Below are 15,056 nucleotides of genomic sequence, written 5' to 3'. Positions count from 1 at the left end.
ACGGTACGGAGTCGGCCGGGCCGGGCGCGAGGGAATAAGAGACGCTCAGGCGGGGCCGTCGCGGGGCCACCCCCGTTCGGCCGTACGGCCGCCCCCCGGTGGCGGAGCCGGTGGTGAGGCGGCTTGCTGGTGGCAACGGGCGAATCGGAGGAGGCGGGCCGGGTATGCAGGGAAAGGGGCCGGGTCAGGAGGCGATGGAGACCCCGCGGGCCGCCGGGCTGGCCGGAGTGGTGTTCGCGCTGCTGCTGTCGGCGGCGATCGTGCTGATCCGGCTGGGCATTCCCGAAGGGGCCGACACGGTCCACGCGCAGGGGTTCACGGACTCCGCGCGGCGCAACGCGGTGCGGACCGCACTCGCGCTCGTACCGTTCGCCGGCATCTTCTTCCTGTGGTTCGTCGGCGCCGTCCGGGCCCACGTCGGAGCCGTCGAGGACAGGTTCCTCGCGACCGTCCTCCTCGGCAGCGGAGTGGTCTTCACCGCCACGATGTACGGCGCCGCCGCGGCGGCCGGCGCCGTACTGGCTGTCGCGCACCCCCCCGGTGCCAGTCCCGGGCTGGCCGCCTGGGACTTCGGACGGCACTTCGCGTACACGCTGATGACGGGCTACGCGATGCGGATGGCGGCCGTGTTCGTGTGCTCCATGTCGGTGATCGGGCACCGCCTCGGCGTGCTCCCGCGCTGGCTCTCGGTACTGGGCTTCCTCACCGCCCTGACCCTGCTCTTCGTCTCGTCGAACGTCCCCTGGGCGGAGCTGGTCTTCCCCGCCTGGTCGCTGGTGCTCAGCGTCTACATCATCGTGGCGAGCGGCCGCGCCGGGGCGCGTCGCACGGCGTCTACGTGACCCCGCCGGGCCGTTCACTCGAACGGCATGCCTGAGCGCGCGAGGCCCCCTTCGCCGCTCGCATGCTGGCGAGCGGGACATGACCGCCGTCCGGAGCCGCCCGCGCGGAACGTGGTGGTGCGCACCGGACCTGGCCACCGGAAGGGCGGAGCGTCGATGCGGCTCGTCGTCGATCTCAACAAGTGTCAGGGATACGCGCAGTGCGCGTTCCTCGCGCCCGACGTCTTCGCCATGCACGGCGAGGAGTCGCTGGTCTACAACCCCCAGCCGGACGAGGAGCAGCGGGAGCGGCTCGCGCGTGCCGTCGCCGCCTGCCCGGTGCAGGCGATCACGACCGACGGTCTGGACGGCGCGGACGGATCGGCGGCCGGATCCGCGCCGGAGGCGTCCGATGCCCGCTGACTATCTGGACTGGCTCAGGCGCGAGGGCCGGATCGTGATCGTGGGCGCGTCGCTGGCCGGCCTGCGGGCCGCCGAGACCCTGCGCGCCGAGGGCTTCACCGGTGAACTCACCCTGATCGGCGACGAACCGTACGAACCCTACGACCGGCCGCCGCTGTCCAAGGCCGTTCTGCTGGGCAAGGCGTCACCACACCGCACCGAGCTGCCCCACCGCCGGGAGATCGACGCGAAGTGGCGCCTCGGCGTCGCCGCGACCGGGCTCGACCTGACGGCCAAGCGGGTGCGCCTCGCCGACGGCGACGAGGTGCCGTACGACCGGCTGCTCATCGCGACCGGCGTGCGCGCCCGGCCCTGGCCGAAGGAGGCGGAGGCCCGGCTGGACGGCGTCTTCCTGCTGCGCACCCGCGACGACGCCGCCGCGCTCCTCCATAAGCTGAAGGCGGGGCCCCGCCGGGTGTTCGTCATCGGCGCCGGCTTCGCCGGGTGCGAGGTCGCCTCGGCCTGCCGGGAGATGGGCCTCCCGGTCACCATCGCGGAACGCGCCGGCGCGCCGCTGGTGGGCGCCCTCGGCGGGGTCGTCGGAGCGGTCGCGGCCGACCTGCAGGCCGAGAACGGTGTGGATCTGCGCACACGGGTCACGGTGACCGCGCTGGAGGGCGACTCGGTCGGCAGGGTGCGGGCCGTCCATCTGTCCGACGAGAGCGTCGTCGAGGCGAACGTCGTGGTCGTCTCGCTCGGTTCGCAGCGCAACACCGAGTGGCTGACGGGGTCGGGGCTCGGCGCGGGTCCCCGAGGCATCGCCTGCGACGCGGGCTGCCGCGCCTTCGACTTCCGGGGCATCGTCACCGACGACGTCTTCGTCGCGGGCGACGTGGCGCGCTCCCCGCACGCGCTGTTCGGCTACCAGTTCCTCTCGCTGGAGCACTGGGGCAACGCGATCGCCCAGGCGGAGACCGCCGCGCACAACATGATCTGCCCGGGTGCCGACCGCCGCCCGCACCTGTGGATGCCCGCGTTCTGGTCCTCGCAGTTCGGGGTGAACATCAAGTCGGTCGGTGTGCCGCCCATGGGCGACCAGATCATGATCACGCAAGGGTCCCTGGCCGAGCGCCGCTTCGTCGGTGTCTACGGCTACCAGGGCCGGGTGATCGCCGCGGTCACCTTCGACAGCGCCCGGTGGCTGGAGTTCTACCAGCGGCAGATCGAACGGGGCGCGCCGTTCCCGGTGGAGTTCCCGACGGTGGACCGGCGTCCCGAGGGCCGGCAGCCCGTCGCGGCCGACTTCCCCGACCCCTCCCTGCCGACCCACGGCCCCACCGTGACCCTGAGCGGCTACTCACCGGCCGACCAGCAGCTGGTATTCACCCCGGGCCGCCACTGAACGCCGCCGCGGCCCCGACGCTCCTAGGACGTGTCATGACGCAAGCCTCGCTGTTTCGCCGGATCACCGACTTCGCCAACCGCGCCGACCCGTATCCGCTGTACGCGGAGCTCCGCAAGACGCCGGTGCTGCACGAGGAGGACGGCGGTCCCTACGTCATCAGCTCGTACTGGGACATCGAGGCGCTGCTCCACGATCCGCGGATCAGCTCCGACGCCGCCAACCTGGCGGCCGCGGGTGACGACGAGCTGGGCCAGGCCGAGGAGACGGGGCTGCCGCCCAGCTTCATCCGACTCGACCCGCCCGAGCACGACCGGCTGCGCCGGATCGCCAACAGCTCCTTCGGGCCGCCGTGCCGGCCCCGCCGCATCGATTCCATGCGCGGCGACCTGGGCCAGATCGTCGAGGGTCTGATCGACGGCTTCGGGGACGCGCGGGAGGTCGACCTGGTCGACCAGTTCGCCTACCCCTTCCCGGTCACCGCGATCTGCCGGGTGCTCGGGGTGCCGCGCGAGGACGAGCCGCAGTTCCGCACCTGGGTGGACCCGATCGTCGCCACCCTGGACCCGGACACGCGCCAGAGCGCGGACGCCGAGTTCGTCAGGACCGCGAAGGAGGCGCGCATGCAGCTCGGCATGTACCTCGCCGGTCTGGTGGAGCAGCGCACCAAGGAGCCCCGCGACGACATGCTCTCCGACCTGGTGACCAGCCATGGCCCGGACGGCGCCATGACGATGATGGAAGTGCTCTCCACCTCGGTGCTGCTGCTCATCGCGGGCCACGAGACGACCGTCAACCTCATCACGAACGGCATGCTGACGCTGCTGCGCCACCCGGAGGTCCTGGAACGGCTGCGCAACGACCCGGGCCTCTCGGTCAAGATCGTGGAGGAGTTGCTGCGCTACGAGCCACCGGTGCAGCTCGTGCCGCAGCGCACCTGCATCGCCGACATCGAGCTGCGCGGGGTGACCATCCCGAAGGGCTCCCGCATCTGGCTCGTGCTCGCCGCGGGCAACCGGGACCCGGAGCGGTTCGCGGACCCCGACCGGTTCGACCCGGACCGCGGCGACCTCCAGCACCTCGGCTTCGGCAGCGGCATCCACAGCTGCTTCGGCGCTCCGCTGGCCCGGGTGGAGACCCAGCTCGCCCTGTCCGCGCTGGCCCGCCGGCTGGTGAATCCCCGTCTCGTCGAGGACCCGCCGCCGTACCGGCAGAACGCGGTGCTGCGTGGCCCGCGCCACCTGAACATCACGTTCGACGGCCTGCGTTGACGGCGGGCGCGGCCTGGTTCAGTCCGCGAGCCGTCTGAGCTGGACCAGGCCGACCCAGGTCTCGGGGCCGGGCTGGGCGTAGGCGGCACGCACCGCGTACGGGCCCGGTTCCAGCGGGACGCGCAGGTGCTCCTCGCCCTCCGCCGCGCCGCCCGGCCAGGCCGAGTCGAACAGCACCACCGGGCCGGGCACGTTCCAGCGGATCTCGTGTTCCCACACGGCCGCGTCGAGCGCGCCGGGGATCTGGGCCAGCAGCTCGCTCTCGGAGTTCGCGGCGGACCAGCGCACGAAGGTGCCGTGGTCGGGCAGGTAGGAGGTGGAGGCGGGTTCGTCGCCGAAGACGAGGGCGGTGCTGTCGCCGACCGGGAGCAGGCCGACGTAGCCGTCGACCTCGCACGCGCGGTCGTAGTCCGTGTCGAGCTCCTCGCTGTCGGCGCCCGCCCAGAACGGCAGCACCGTCTCCGGTACGGCTATCAGCGGGCCCCCGCCCGACTCCACCCACTCCAGTGCGCCTGGATCCGCGTATCGAGCCATGGGCAGAACCTACACGGCGGGCGTCAGCAGCCGCACTCGCCGTCCACGGGTGCCGTCAGCGGGTCGGCGTCCCGGCGTGCCGGCCCCTGCCAGGTCTCGTAGGCGAAGCCCTCCCGCGCCCAGTACTCGAAACCGCCGAGCATCTCCTTGACCTGGTAGCCGAGTTCGGCCAGGGCGAGGGCGGCGCGGGTGGCGCCGTTGCAGCCGGGGCCCCAGCAGTACGTCACCACGGGCACGGACCTGTCGAGGAGCTGCTCGGCCTGCTCGGGGATGAGCGCGGTGGGCAGGTGGACCGCGCCGGGGACGTGCCCCTGGTCCCAGGACTCGGTGGAGCGGGAGTCGATCACGACGAAGCCGGGGTCGCCGTCGGCCGCGAGCGCGGCGGCCACGTCGGAGACGTCGGCGTGGAAGGCGAGACTGGCCCGGAAGTAGGCGGCGGCCTCGGCGGGGACGGCGGGGGCGACCCGCAGGACGGGGTTCACGGAGTTGGTGATCATGGCCAGAAATCTATGGCGCTCGGCCCGGTCCCTGAAGTGGGGATCCCCGGGCTCCCCCTTGATCGGGCGGGGATTTCCCTGCTATCCATCCGGGGTGACCGTGTATTCCCCGGACGCCACCGACTGGCGCATCCTCGAGGTCCTCCAGCGGGAGGGCCGGGCCAGCTACGCCGAGCTGGCGCGCGCCGTCTCCATGTCGCCGAGCGCGGTCACCGAACGGGTGCGCCGGCTGGAGGACGCCGGTGTCATCCAGGGGTACGCGGCGGTCGTGGACCCCGAGCGTCTCGGCCTCCCGATCCTCGCGTTCGTGCGGCTCCGCTACCCGAACGGCAACTACAAGCCCTTCCACGACCTGGTGGCGGCGACCCCGGAGATGCTCGAGGCCCACCACGTGACCGGTGACGACTGCTTCGTCATCAAGGTCGCCGCGCGGTCGATGCCGCATCTGGAGGAGATCTCCGGCCGGATCGGCGCGCTGGGATCGGTGACCACGAGCGTGGTGTACTCCTCACCTCTGCCCCGGCGTCCGCTCGGCCGCTGACCGTCACACGCCCCGCTGCCGCAGCGACGACCCCGACCTGTCCTTGACGACCTCCAGCTGGGCGTGGATCCGGCGGCGCAGGTCGGCGACATGGCTGACGATGCCGACGCTGCGGTCGCGTTCGCGCAGGGAGTCGAGGACGTCCAGGACCTCGTCGAGGGTCTGGTCGTCGAGGCTGCCGAAGCCCTCGTCGATGAAGAGGGTGTCCAGCCGGACGCCTCCGGCCTCGTCGGTGACGACGTCGGCGAGGCCCAGGGCGAGGGCGAGGGAGGCGAAGAAGGTCTCGCCGCCGGACAGGGTGGCGGTGTCCCGCTCGCGGCCGGTCCAGGCGTCCACGACATGCAGCCCGAGGCCGCTGCGGCCGCGTCCGGTGCGGTCGTCGGAGTGGACGAGGGTGTAGCGGCCCGACGACATGCGCTGCAGCCGTACGGTCGCGGCGGCCGCGACCTGCTCCAGGCGGGCCGCCAGGACGTACGACTCCAGGCGCATCTTGCGTTCGTTGTCCGCGGAGGTGCCCGCCGTGAGCGCGGCCAGGCGGGCCACCCGGTCGTACTCGGCACGCAGCGGCGCGAGTGCGCGTACTCCTGCGGTGGCACGCGTGGAGAGGCGGTCCAGCTCGGTGCGGCAGCGGGCGGCCGCGTCGCGTGCGGAGGCGGCCGCGCGGAGGCGTCGTTCCGCCTCGGCCGCCGCCCGCTCCGCCGCGGCGAGGTCGGCGGGCGGCTGCTGCGCGGCGGCCGCGGTGTCGGCCTCGGCCAGCACGGTGCGTACGGCCGCCTCCTCCGACTGCCAGGCGTCCAGGCGGTGTTGGAGGTCGCGGTGGGCCGCGTCGTCCAGCAGGGCGGCGGCCGCGGCCTGCGGGGTGTCGAAGCCGGCGCGGTAGGCGGCGTCGGCGAGGCGGGCGTCGGCGTCCTTGAGCCGCTGCGCGGCGTCCTGTGCGGCGCGCGCGGTGTCGGCGGCCTCGGTGAGCAGCGCCGCCTGCCGCTCCAGCTGTGCGGCGCGGGCGGCCACGCTGGCCGCGGCTCCGCGTGCCTGCGTCAACTCCTGCTCCAGGAGGGCCTGTTCACGCTCCAGGGTCTCGCGCCGGGTGAGCCGGGAAGCGGCCCGTACGGCGGCCTCCTGGCGGGCCTGAAGGCGCTGCTCGCGCTCGCGCTCGGCCTTGCGCAGCTCCTCCTGGGCGGCGTGCAGGGCGGAGGCGTCGCGGCGTGCGCGCGCGTAGTCCTGCTCCAGTTGGTCGGCCTCGGCGGCGAGCCGCGCGGTGGGGGTGTCGCCGGCCTCGGCGGTGGCGGCGGCCAGGGCCTCGCGTACGACGCCGAGGCGCCGTTCGTCCTCGGTGTGCTGTTCCTCGGCGCGCTGGTGGGCGGCCTGGGCGCGCTCCTCGGTCTCGCGGTCGACGTGTCCGGCGACCTTGCGGGCCGGGGCGGGGTGTTCGGTCGCTCCGCAGACGGCGCAGGGTTCGCCGTCGGTGAGGCGGGCGGCCAGCTCGGCGGCGATGCCGCTCAGGCGCTGTTCCTTGAGGTCCAGCCAGTGGGCGCGGGCGCCCAGGGCGCGCTGTCCGGAGGCGAGGGCCCGGCGCCGCACCTCCTCCAGGTCGGCGGCCAGCTCGTCCCGGGTGCGGGCCGCGTGCAGGCGCCGTCGTGCGGGTTCGCGCTGGACGGCGAGCTGTTCGGCGCGGGTGGCCGCCTCCTGGGCGGACTCGGTGCGGGACTGCAGGGCCGCGCGCGTGGCGTCCCACTCGGCGAGCCATGCGTCGGCCTCGCGCAGGACGTCCTCGTCGGCACGCTCCTGCCGACCCAACCCGGCCCGCTCGTCGACCAGTTCGGCGAGCCGTCGCTCGGCGCGCCGGGCCGACTCGAGGCCGCCCAGCTCCTCGGCGGCGCGGCGGGCGGCGGCCGCGAGGCCCGCGGGGCCGGCGTCGGCGTAGGAGTCGGGAAGCGTACGGCGTGCTCGCGCCTCGGCCGCGGCGGCCCCGCGGTGCTCGGTCTCGGCAGCCTCCCGCAGCTCCAGCGCGGGCGCCACCGCCTCCGCCTTGCGGGCGCGTGCCATGCGCTCCTGAGCCTCCCGGTGCGCGCCGGCCCGCTCCTGGAGGCGCTCGGCCCGCTGCCGGGCCTCGGCGAACCGGCCCTGCAGCCGGGCGAGTTCGCGTACGTCGTCCAGGGTGCGCTGCGCCGCGGCCCGGCCGGACTCGGCGGCGGCCAGGCGGCTGTGGGCGACGGTGAGGCGCTCCCGCGCGGTGCTGCGGGCCACGGCCGCGGCGCCGAGGACGGCCTCGGCCAGGCCGGGCTCGCCGGGGCTCAGCTCGGGCAGCTCCATCGCGTCGCCCGCCTCCTGCTGCATGCGGTGCGCGTCGGCGAGGAGAGCGGCGTCGCCCTCCCGTACCCGGGCCTCGGTCGTGCGCCGGCGCTCCGCCAGCCGCTTCTCGACGTCGGCGAAGCGCCGGGTGTCGAAGAGGCGGCCCAGGAGGCGGCCGCGGGCCTCGGCGTCGGCGCGCAGGAAGCGGGCGAAGTCGCCCTGGGGCAGCAGGACGACCTGGCAGAACTGCTCGCGGCTCATCCCGAGCAGCTGGGTGATCTCCTCGCCGATCTCCTGGTGGGAACGGCTGAGGTCCTTCCAGGCGCGGGCTGTGGCGTCGTACTCGCGCAGCCAGGTCTGGGCCTTGTCGACGGTCGTGCCGGTGCCGCGCAGCTTCTTCCGCTCCCACGGCGGCTGCCGGGTGATCTCCAACCGGCGTCCGGCGGCGGTGAGTTCGAGGCGGATCTCGGTGCGGTTGCCCGGCTCGGCGTGGTCGCTGCGCAGGTGCATGCCCTGGCCGCTCTGCCGGGCGCCGGGCACGGAGCCGTAGAGCGCGTAGCAGACGGCGTCCAGGACGGAGGTCTTGCCCGCGCCGGTGGGGCCGTGCAGCAGGAAGAGCCCGGCGGCGGACAGCGCGTCGAAGTCGACGGACTGGGAACCGCCGAAGGGTCCGAAGGCGGTGATGTCGAGCCGGTGCAGCCTCACCGGGCCACCTCCCGGACCGCGTCGTCGGCGCGCACCGCGTCGAAGGCCTCGCCGAGCACGGCCGCCTCCTGCTCGTCGGGCCCGGCGCCGCGCACATGGGCCACGAAGTCCTGGGCGATCTGCCGGTCGCTGCGGCCGGCCAGGCGCCGGGCGTACGACACCTCGGGGTCGTCCGGGGCCCGTTCCGGGTCGAAGACCAGGCTGAGGGTGTGCGGGAAGCGCTCGGTGAGCCGGGCCATGGGGTCGGCGGGGCGGACCGGGTCGGTGAGGGTGGCCTCGGTCCAGGCGTCCTCGTGGCGGGCGAGAGCGGGGTCGGCGAGGAGGTCGTCCAGGGTGCCCCGGATGCGGGCCAGCGGGCGCGGCACCGGGCAGTCGACGCGCTCGGCGGTGACCGAGCCGTCGGCGTCCAGGTCGACGAGCCACATGCTCTTGCGGTGGCCGGCCTCGGAGAAGGAGTACGCGAGCGGGGAGCCGGAGTAGCGCACGCGCTCGGTGATCGTCTGGCAGCCGTGCAGGTGGCCGAGCGCCACGTAGTCGACGCCGTCGAAGACCCCGGCGGGTACGGCGGCCACTCCGCCGACGGTGATGTCCCGCTCGCTGTCGCTGGCCTCGCCGCCCGTGACGAAGGCGTGGGCGAGGACGACCGAACGGGTGCTCGGCGCGCGGGTGGCGAGGTCGGCGCGGACACGGTCCATGGCGGCACCGAGCACGGCCTCGTGGCCGGCCCGGTCCACCGCGAACTCGTCCTTCACCAGCGCCGGTTCGAGGTACGGCAGCCCGTAGAAGGCCACGTCGCCGTGGGCGTCGGTCAGCACGACCGGAGTGCCCGCGGCGGACGGCTCGGTGCGCAGATGGATGCCGGCGCGGTCGATGAGTCCGGCGCCGACGCCGAGGCGGCGGGCCGAGTCGTGGTTGCCGGAGATCATCACCGCGGGCACGCCGAGGGCGGCGAGGCGGTGCAGGGCGTCGTCGAACAATTCGACCGCGGCGAGCGGGGGTACCGCGCGGTCGTACACGTCCCCGGACACGACCACCGCGTCCACCGCGTGCTCGCGCACGGTCGTGACGAGGTGACCGATGAAGTCGGCCTGGGCTCCGAGCATGCTCACCCGGTGGAAGGCCCGGCCGAGATGCCAGTCGGACGTGTGCAGCACTCTCAAGAAACCGCTCCGGCCCGCACGACTACCCCATCCACGCATCGAGGACCCGCACGAACCTGGACAGGCTCGCGCACAGCACCCACCACGCTAATGCCTCGGCGCACCAGATCCGCCACGGACCTCGATGCGCGACCGACAACTCCGCCCCATATGACCGGAAATCGCCTCGACGTGAGCGCACCCTGGCCTGGACGCTGATGCCGATGTTCGTCGCCCCCCGTCGCCGGTGTGCTCACGAACAAGGTCGGCGGCGGCCGTCTGATGGCGCTCGGACTGTTCCCGCGGGGGTGGGCCTCGGCTGGATCAACGTGGTCGCGGACACCGACACCGCGCACTCGGCCATGGTCGGCCCGATGATCGTCGCGGGCATCGGCATGGGCTTCGTCTTCGCGCCCACGGCCGCGTCGTGCTCGCCTCGGTCGCCGAGGAGCACGCGGGCAAGGCCTCCGGCGCGAACACCACGGTCCGCGAGACCGGCGAAGCGCTCGGCATCGCCGTCCTCAGCACGGTGTTCGTGGCGCACGGCAGCACCCGCAGCCCCCAGGACTTCGTCGACGGCCTGCACCCCGCGGTGTGGGTCGGCGTCGCCGTGGTCCTCGTCGGCGCCCTGTGCGCCCTGCGCATTCCGCGCCCGCCGGGCACGGCGTCCGAGGAGGCGTGGACGTCTGAGACGCGTGAGGTCCGGCCGCCCCCGTGCGGGCGCCGGGCCTCACGCGTCTCCGTAGGCCTCTCCGCCCAGCTCGAACCCGGCCGAGCCCGCCGTCGCGTCGGCGAGCCACGCGCGGAAGGCGTCCACGTCGGCGTCCGGCAGGCCGATCTCGATGGTGACGGCCTCGCCGTAGCGGACGTCCCGGACCTCGCGCCCGGTGGCCCGCAGGTCGTTCTGGATCTTGCCGGCGCGCTGGTGGTCGACGGTCACCGTGGCCAGCCGGAAGCGGCGCCGGGTGAGCGTGCCGACCTCGTCCAGGGCCTCGCCGACCGCTCCGCCGTAGGCCCGGATGAGCCCGCCCGCGCCGAGCTTCACACCGCCGTAGTACCGGGTGACGACCGCGACGACGTACCGCATCTCGCGGCGCAGCAGCATCTGCAGCATGGGGACGCCGGCGGTGCCGCCCGGTTCGCCGTCGTCGCTGGCCTTCTGCACGGACGCGTCGGCACCGATGACGTACGCCCAGCAGTTGTGCGTGGCGTCGGCGTGCTCCTTGCGGACGGCCGCGATGAACTCCTGGGCCTCCTGCTCGGTGGCCGCCGGGGCGAGGGCGCACAGGAAACGGGAACGGTTGATCTCGGTCTCGTGCACGCCGGCGCGGGCTACGGTGCGGTACTCGTCCTGCATCCCGTCAGCCTATGCGAGCGCCGGGCCGTCCTTGATCGCGGTGCGCGTCGGCCGGGCCGGGCTACTCCTTCCCCTTCCTGCCCCGCGGCACGATGAACGAGGTCAGCAGGGCGGCACCCGGGGCCAGGGCCGGCCAGCCGGTGGCGCGCCAGGTCAGCACCGCGATCGCGGAGGTCGGGAACTTCACGCGCACCTGCTCGAGCGTGTCCTCCAGACCGTCCCCGGCCAGCTCGAGGACCAGCTCCTCCAACCCGGGGTTGTGCCCGACCAACAGCAGCGTCTCCACCTCGCGCGGCGCCTCGCGCACGACCTCCAGCAGCTCCGGTACGTCCGCGCCGTACAGCCTGCGGTCGTAGCGCACCGGGGGCGGCGTGCCCCACTGGGCGGAGGCCAGCTCCCAGGTGCGGCGTGCGCGTACGGCGGTGGAGCACAGGGCGAGGTCGGGCAGGCAGTCGGCCTCGGCGAGGGCGCGCCCGGCGGCCGGGGCGTCCCGCAGGCCGCGCGGGGCGAGCGGACGCCGGTGGTCCGCGACGCCCTCGGGCCAGGCGGACTTGGCGTGCCGCAGGACGACCAGCCGGCGCAGCGGGCCCGCGCCCGCGCGCTCGATCATGCGAGGCTCCCGAGGTCACGGGCGAGATCGAGGGCGAGCAGGCGGTCCGCGTACACGTACGTCTCGAACCGCGCCCCGTCGGGCAGCCCCGGCTCGCTCGCCACGTCCCGCAGCACAGCCAGCACCCCGGGCAGGTCGAGATCGTCCTCCCACGCCGCCCGTAGCCGTACCCGCACCGCGTCGGGCACCGGCCGCGAGGGCTGCCGCGCCCACCCGGCGACGGCCCGCCGCCAGCGGGCGAGGATCCGCGCCGCCTCTCCGAGCCCATCGGCATCCAGCCGTACCGCCGTGTTCCGGGGGACGGAGAGAAGGGCGAGGCGCAGGGCGGTGGGATCGGAGAGGAGGACGGGAAGATCGAGAGGGGGCTGCTCGCCCGGTGAGCGGGGTGCGGGGGCCTCTCCGGCAGCGGGGATGTCGGCCGTGCGGGCGCCAGGTGCGGTGATGTCGCGCGGTCCGGGGCCCGGAGCCGGGGTCGCGGCTGTGGCCGGGGCGGTGCGGGGTGGCGCCTCCGAAGCCGTGTCCGAGCCGTCGCCGCCCGTACCCGCACCACCGCGCTGCGCCCTCCCCGGCCCGCCGAGCCGCTCCTCGCCCCCCGGTTCCGCCGCCGTCCACACCGCGGGGGCGACCGTCAGCAGGGGGCCCTCGCTCGGCATGGTCCCGGTGTCCTCGGCCACCACGTGGATCACCTGTGCCTCTCCCAGCCCGGACGCGAGGTCGCGGCCGTCCTCGAAGGGGCGGATGGCGAGGGCCGTCGCGGCCGTGCGGAGTTCGGCGTGCCGGTGGGGTGCGGTGAGGATCGTCCAGACGGGGGTGCCGCCGAGTTCCAGGGCGCGGACCAGGACGTCGGCGGTGAGCAGTACCCGCAGGGCCGTCAGGTCGAGGCCGGAGGCGTAGGCCTCGATGCGGGTCAGGCCACGCCGGGCGGGCGCGGCGGCGACGGGCTCACCGGTTCGGGCGTCGAGGATGCGCAGCACGGCCCGAGCGTAGGCGTGCGGAGGGCCGTACGCAGGCACCTTGCGCCGATTCCGGTCACCGTGGCGGGGTTCCGGGGGGAATCTGCACCTGGTGGGCGCTGTTCCCCCGACGACAATTACCGCAGCCCGAGGAGGCGGCCGTGTACGGCGACGAAGCGACGATCCGCAGGATTCTGACCGAGCTGGGCGACACCTGGGCGGTGGTCGGCCTGTCCGCCAACCGGCGGCGGGCCGCGTACGGCGTGGCGCAGGTGCTGCAGCGCTACGGCAAGCGGATCGTGCCGGTGCACCCGAAGGCGGAGACGGTGCACGGCGAGCAGGGCTACGCCTCCCTCGCGGACATCCCCTTCGAGGTCGACGTCGTCGACGTCTTCGTCAACAGCGCGCTGGCCGGGGCGGTCGCCGACGAGGCCGTCGCCAAGGGCGCGAAGGCGGTCTGGTTCCAGCTCGGCGTCGTGGACGAGGCGGCCCACGAGCGGGCCCGGGCGGCCGGACTTGACATGGTCATGGACCGTTGCCCCGCGATCGAAATTCCCCTTCTGGGGTGACCTGTCTCACCTTCTTCTCACAATTCACGGCTGAATATTGACATTCGAGTCGCCCTCTGACCTGTGCGAATACCGAGACCAAGAGGGGCAAGATCCGAGGTCAAGACTTCACCAAGAGTCTTTTGTCGACGCAGAAAGTCTCCCTACTGTGTGGCGCTGTTGTTCGTTAAGCATGCGTTAAACGATCTGAGAGGCCACTTGACATGGTGAAAGTCGACCATGCAGCGCCCATAACCACGAAGGACCAGGGCGGTCTGCGCCGTGACGTCGGCCTGATCGGTCTGATGTGGGCCTCCGTGGGGTCCATCATCGGCTCCGGCTGGCTGTTCGGCGCCGAGAAGGCGGTCGTGGTCGCCGGCCCCGCGGCGATCATCTCGTGGGTGATCGGCGCGGTGGCCATCGTGCTGCTGGCGCTGGTGCACGCCGAGCTCGGCGGCATGTTCCCGGTGGCCGGCGGCACGGCCCGCTACCCGCACTACGCCTTCGGCGGCCTGGCCGGCATGTCGTTCGGCTGGTTCTCCTGGCTCCAGGCGGCCACCGTGGCGCCGATCGAGGTCGAGGCCATGATCGGCTACGCCAAGCACTGGAGCTGGGCCGAGGGGCTGCAGCGCGCGGACGGAACGCTGACCTCCAGCGGCATCGTCACCGCGGTCGTCCTCATGGCGGTCTTCGTCGCGGTCAACTTCCTGGGCGTCCGTGTCCTCGCCCACACCAACAGCGCCGCCACCTGGTGGAAGATCGCCGTCCCGCTCGCCGCGATCTTCGTCATCGCCATCGGCAACTTCCACCCGGCGAACTTCACCTCCGAGGGCTTCGCGCCGTTCGGCGCCAAGGGTGTCCTCGGTGCGATCAGCTCCAGCGGCATCATCTTCGCGCTGCTCGGTTTCGAGCAGGCGATCCAGCTGGCGGGCGAGAGCCGCAACCCGAAGCGTGACCTGCCCCGCGCGACCCTCGGTTCGGTCGCGATCGGCTCGGTGATCTACATCCTGCTCCAGGTCGTGTTCATCGTCGCGCTGCCGCACAGCTCCTTCGCGCACGGCTGGGCGAAGCTCGACTTCCCCGGCATCAGCGGTCCCTGGGCGGGTCTGGCCACGCTGGTGGGCCTCGGCTGGCTGAGCTTCGTCCTGTACGCCGACGCGATCATCTCCCCCGGCGGCACCGGCCTGATCTACACCACCGCCACCTCCCGCATCTCCTACGGCCTGGCCAAGAACGGCTACGCGCCGAAGGTGTTCGCCAAGACGGACAAGCGCGGCGTGCCGTGGTTCGGCCTCGTGGTCTCGTTCATCACCGGTGTGATCTGCTTCCTGCCGTTCCCCAGCTGGCAGGAGCTGGTCAGCTTCATCACCTCGGCGAGCGTCCTGATGTACGCGGGCGCGCCGCTGGCCTACGGCGTCTTCGCCGACCGCCTGCCGCACCACGAGCGTCCGTACCGCCTGCCCTTCGGCAAGTTCGTCTCGCCGCTGTCCTTCGTGGTCGCCAACCTGATCATCTTCTGGTCCGGCTGGGACACCCTGTGGCGGCTCGGCGCTGCGATCCTGATCGGCTACGTGCTGCTCGGCTCCTACGCCTGGTACGCGATCCGCAAGAACCTGCCCGACGCGCCCCGGCTGGACTTCAAGGCCGCGCAGTGGCTGCCCGGATACCTGGCCGGCCTCGGTGTGATCTCCTACCTGAGCACCTTCGGCGGCAACGGCACCATCCCGCTGTACTGGGACATCGCGGTGGTCGCGGTGTTCTCCCTGGTCATCTACTACTGGGCCAAGGCCACCGCGTCGAAGCCCGAGGCGATCGAGCGCAGCATCGAGGAGGTCGTGGTCACCGACGCTCCGGCGCACTGACCCCGCACCTCACCCGGTGTCCCGTCAGCCGCGGCGCTGATCTACACCACGGACGAGATGACCGCGTTCATCGAGGGCGCCAAGGCGGGGGAGGCCGACTTCCTGCTCTCCTGAACTGCCTGATG

Annotated in this window: 14 protein-coding genes and 1 pseudogene; 8 read left to right on the top strand and 7 right to left on the bottom strand. The window is 73.3% G+C overall.

The genetic code is table 11. The features are described from left to right. The first annotated feature begins 164 nt into the window (after positions 1–164). From ACWC5O_RS38480 to ACWC5O_RS38465, 4 genes are all read left to right on the top strand, one after another. Positions 165–842: a hypothetical protein gene (locus ACWC5O_RS38480; RefSeq protein WP_450583407.1), complete on the top strand. Its 678-nt coding sequence runs from the start codon at positions 165–167 to the stop codon at positions 840–842. A gap of 156 nt (positions 843–998) precedes the next feature. Next, positions 999–1,244: a ferredoxin gene (locus tag ACWC5O_RS38475; RefSeq protein WP_450583406.1), complete on the top strand. Its 246-nt coding sequence runs from the start codon at positions 999–1,001 to the stop codon at positions 1,242–1,244. After that, positions 1,234–2,625: an NAD(P)/FAD-dependent oxidoreductase gene (locus ACWC5O_RS38470; protein WP_450583404.1), complete on the top strand. Its 1,392-nt coding sequence runs from the start codon at positions 1,234–1,236 to the stop codon at positions 2,623–2,625. The genes ACWC5O_RS38475 and ACWC5O_RS38470 overlap by 11 nt, the downstream gene beginning before the upstream one ends. Before the next feature lie 35 nt (positions 2,626–2,660). Beyond that, positions 2,661–3,896: a cytochrome P450 gene (locus tag ACWC5O_RS38465; RefSeq protein WP_450583402.1), complete on the top strand. Its 1,236-nt coding sequence runs from the start codon at positions 2,661–2,663 to the stop codon at positions 3,894–3,896. Positions 3,897–3,914: 18 nt separating this feature from the next. Here ACWC5O_RS38465 and ACWC5O_RS38460 read toward each other — a convergent pair whose 3' ends face one another. Then, the gene (locus ACWC5O_RS38460) at positions 3,915–4,430 is read right to left on the bottom strand and encodes an immunity 21 family protein (RefSeq protein WP_450583401.1); all 516 of its coding nucleotides are present in this window, start codon (positions 4,428–4,430) and stop codon (positions 3,915–3,917) included. Between the two features lie 23 nt (positions 4,431–4,453). Beyond that, positions 4,454–4,927: a rhodanese-like domain-containing protein gene (locus ACWC5O_RS38455; protein WP_450583399.1), complete on the bottom strand. Its 474-nt coding sequence runs from the start codon at positions 4,925–4,927 to the stop codon at positions 4,454–4,456. A gap of 94 nt (positions 4,928–5,021) precedes the next feature. Here ACWC5O_RS38455 and ACWC5O_RS38450 point away from each other — a divergent pair, with 94 nt between their 5' ends. After that, positions 5,022–5,468: an Lrp/AsnC family transcriptional regulator gene (locus ACWC5O_RS38450; RefSeq protein WP_450583397.1), complete on the top strand. Its 447-nt coding sequence runs from the start codon at positions 5,022–5,024 to the stop codon at positions 5,466–5,468. A gap of 3 nt (positions 5,469–5,471) precedes the next feature. Here the strand turns inward: ACWC5O_RS38450 and ACWC5O_RS38445 are convergent, their stop codons facing one another. The 5 genes from ACWC5O_RS38445 to ACWC5O_RS38425 form a co-directional block, all read right to left on the bottom strand. Next, positions 5,472–8,462 (bottom strand): AAA family ATPase, encoded by a 2,991-nt coding sequence (locus ACWC5O_RS38445; RefSeq protein WP_450583395.1) that lies wholly within the window; start codon positions 8,460–8,462, stop codon positions 5,472–5,474. After that, on the bottom strand, positions 8,459–9,622 hold the full coding sequence (locus tag ACWC5O_RS38440; protein ID WP_450583394.1) for an exonuclease SbcCD subunit D: 1,164 nt from the start codon (positions 9,620–9,622) through the stop codon (positions 8,459–8,461). The genes ACWC5O_RS38445 and ACWC5O_RS38440 overlap by 4 nt, the downstream gene beginning before the upstream one ends. A 709-nt stretch (positions 9,623–10,331) precedes the next feature. After that, on the bottom strand, positions 10,332–10,958 hold the full coding sequence (locus ACWC5O_RS38435) for a YigZ family protein (protein WP_450583392.1): 627 nt from the start codon (positions 10,956–10,958) through the stop codon (positions 10,332–10,334). A gap of 61 nt (positions 10,959–11,019) precedes the next feature. After that, complete coding sequence (locus ACWC5O_RS38430; protein WP_450583390.1) at positions 11,020–11,568, bottom strand: SixA phosphatase family protein; 549 nt, start codon at positions 11,566–11,568, stop codon at positions 11,020–11,022. Next, on the bottom strand, positions 11,565–12,542 hold the full coding sequence (locus tag ACWC5O_RS38425) for a hypothetical protein (RefSeq protein ID WP_450583388.1): 978 nt from the start codon (positions 12,540–12,542) through the stop codon (positions 11,565–11,567). Before ACWC5O_RS38425 ends, ACWC5O_RS38430 begins: the two co-directional genes overlap by 4 nt. A 140-nt stretch (positions 12,543–12,682) precedes the next feature. Between ACWC5O_RS38425 and ACWC5O_RS38420 the strand changes: the two genes are divergently transcribed. The 3 genes and pseudogenes from ACWC5O_RS38420 to ACWC5O_RS38410 all read left to right on the top strand — a co-directional run. Further along, positions 12,683–13,090, top strand: coding sequence for a CoA-binding protein (locus ACWC5O_RS38420; RefSeq protein WP_450583386.1), 408 nt, complete (start codon positions 12,683–12,685; stop codon positions 13,088–13,090). Positions 13,091–13,293: 203 nt separating this feature from the next. After that, complete coding sequence (locus ACWC5O_RS38415) at positions 13,294–14,931, top strand: APC family permease (protein WP_450583384.1); 1,638 nt, start codon at positions 13,294–13,296, stop codon at positions 14,929–14,931. Positions 14,932–14,952: 21 nt separating this feature from the next. Next, positions 14,953–15,045, top strand: a pseudogene (locus ACWC5O_RS38410) (DUF397 domain-containing protein); the annotation flags it as partial. Between the last annotated feature and the right edge of the window lie 11 nt (positions 15,046–15,056).

The sequence above is a fragment of the Streptomyces sp. NPDC001450 genome (assembly GCF_053597295.1).
This window is presented reverse-complemented; position numbering and strand designations above follow the sequence as displayed.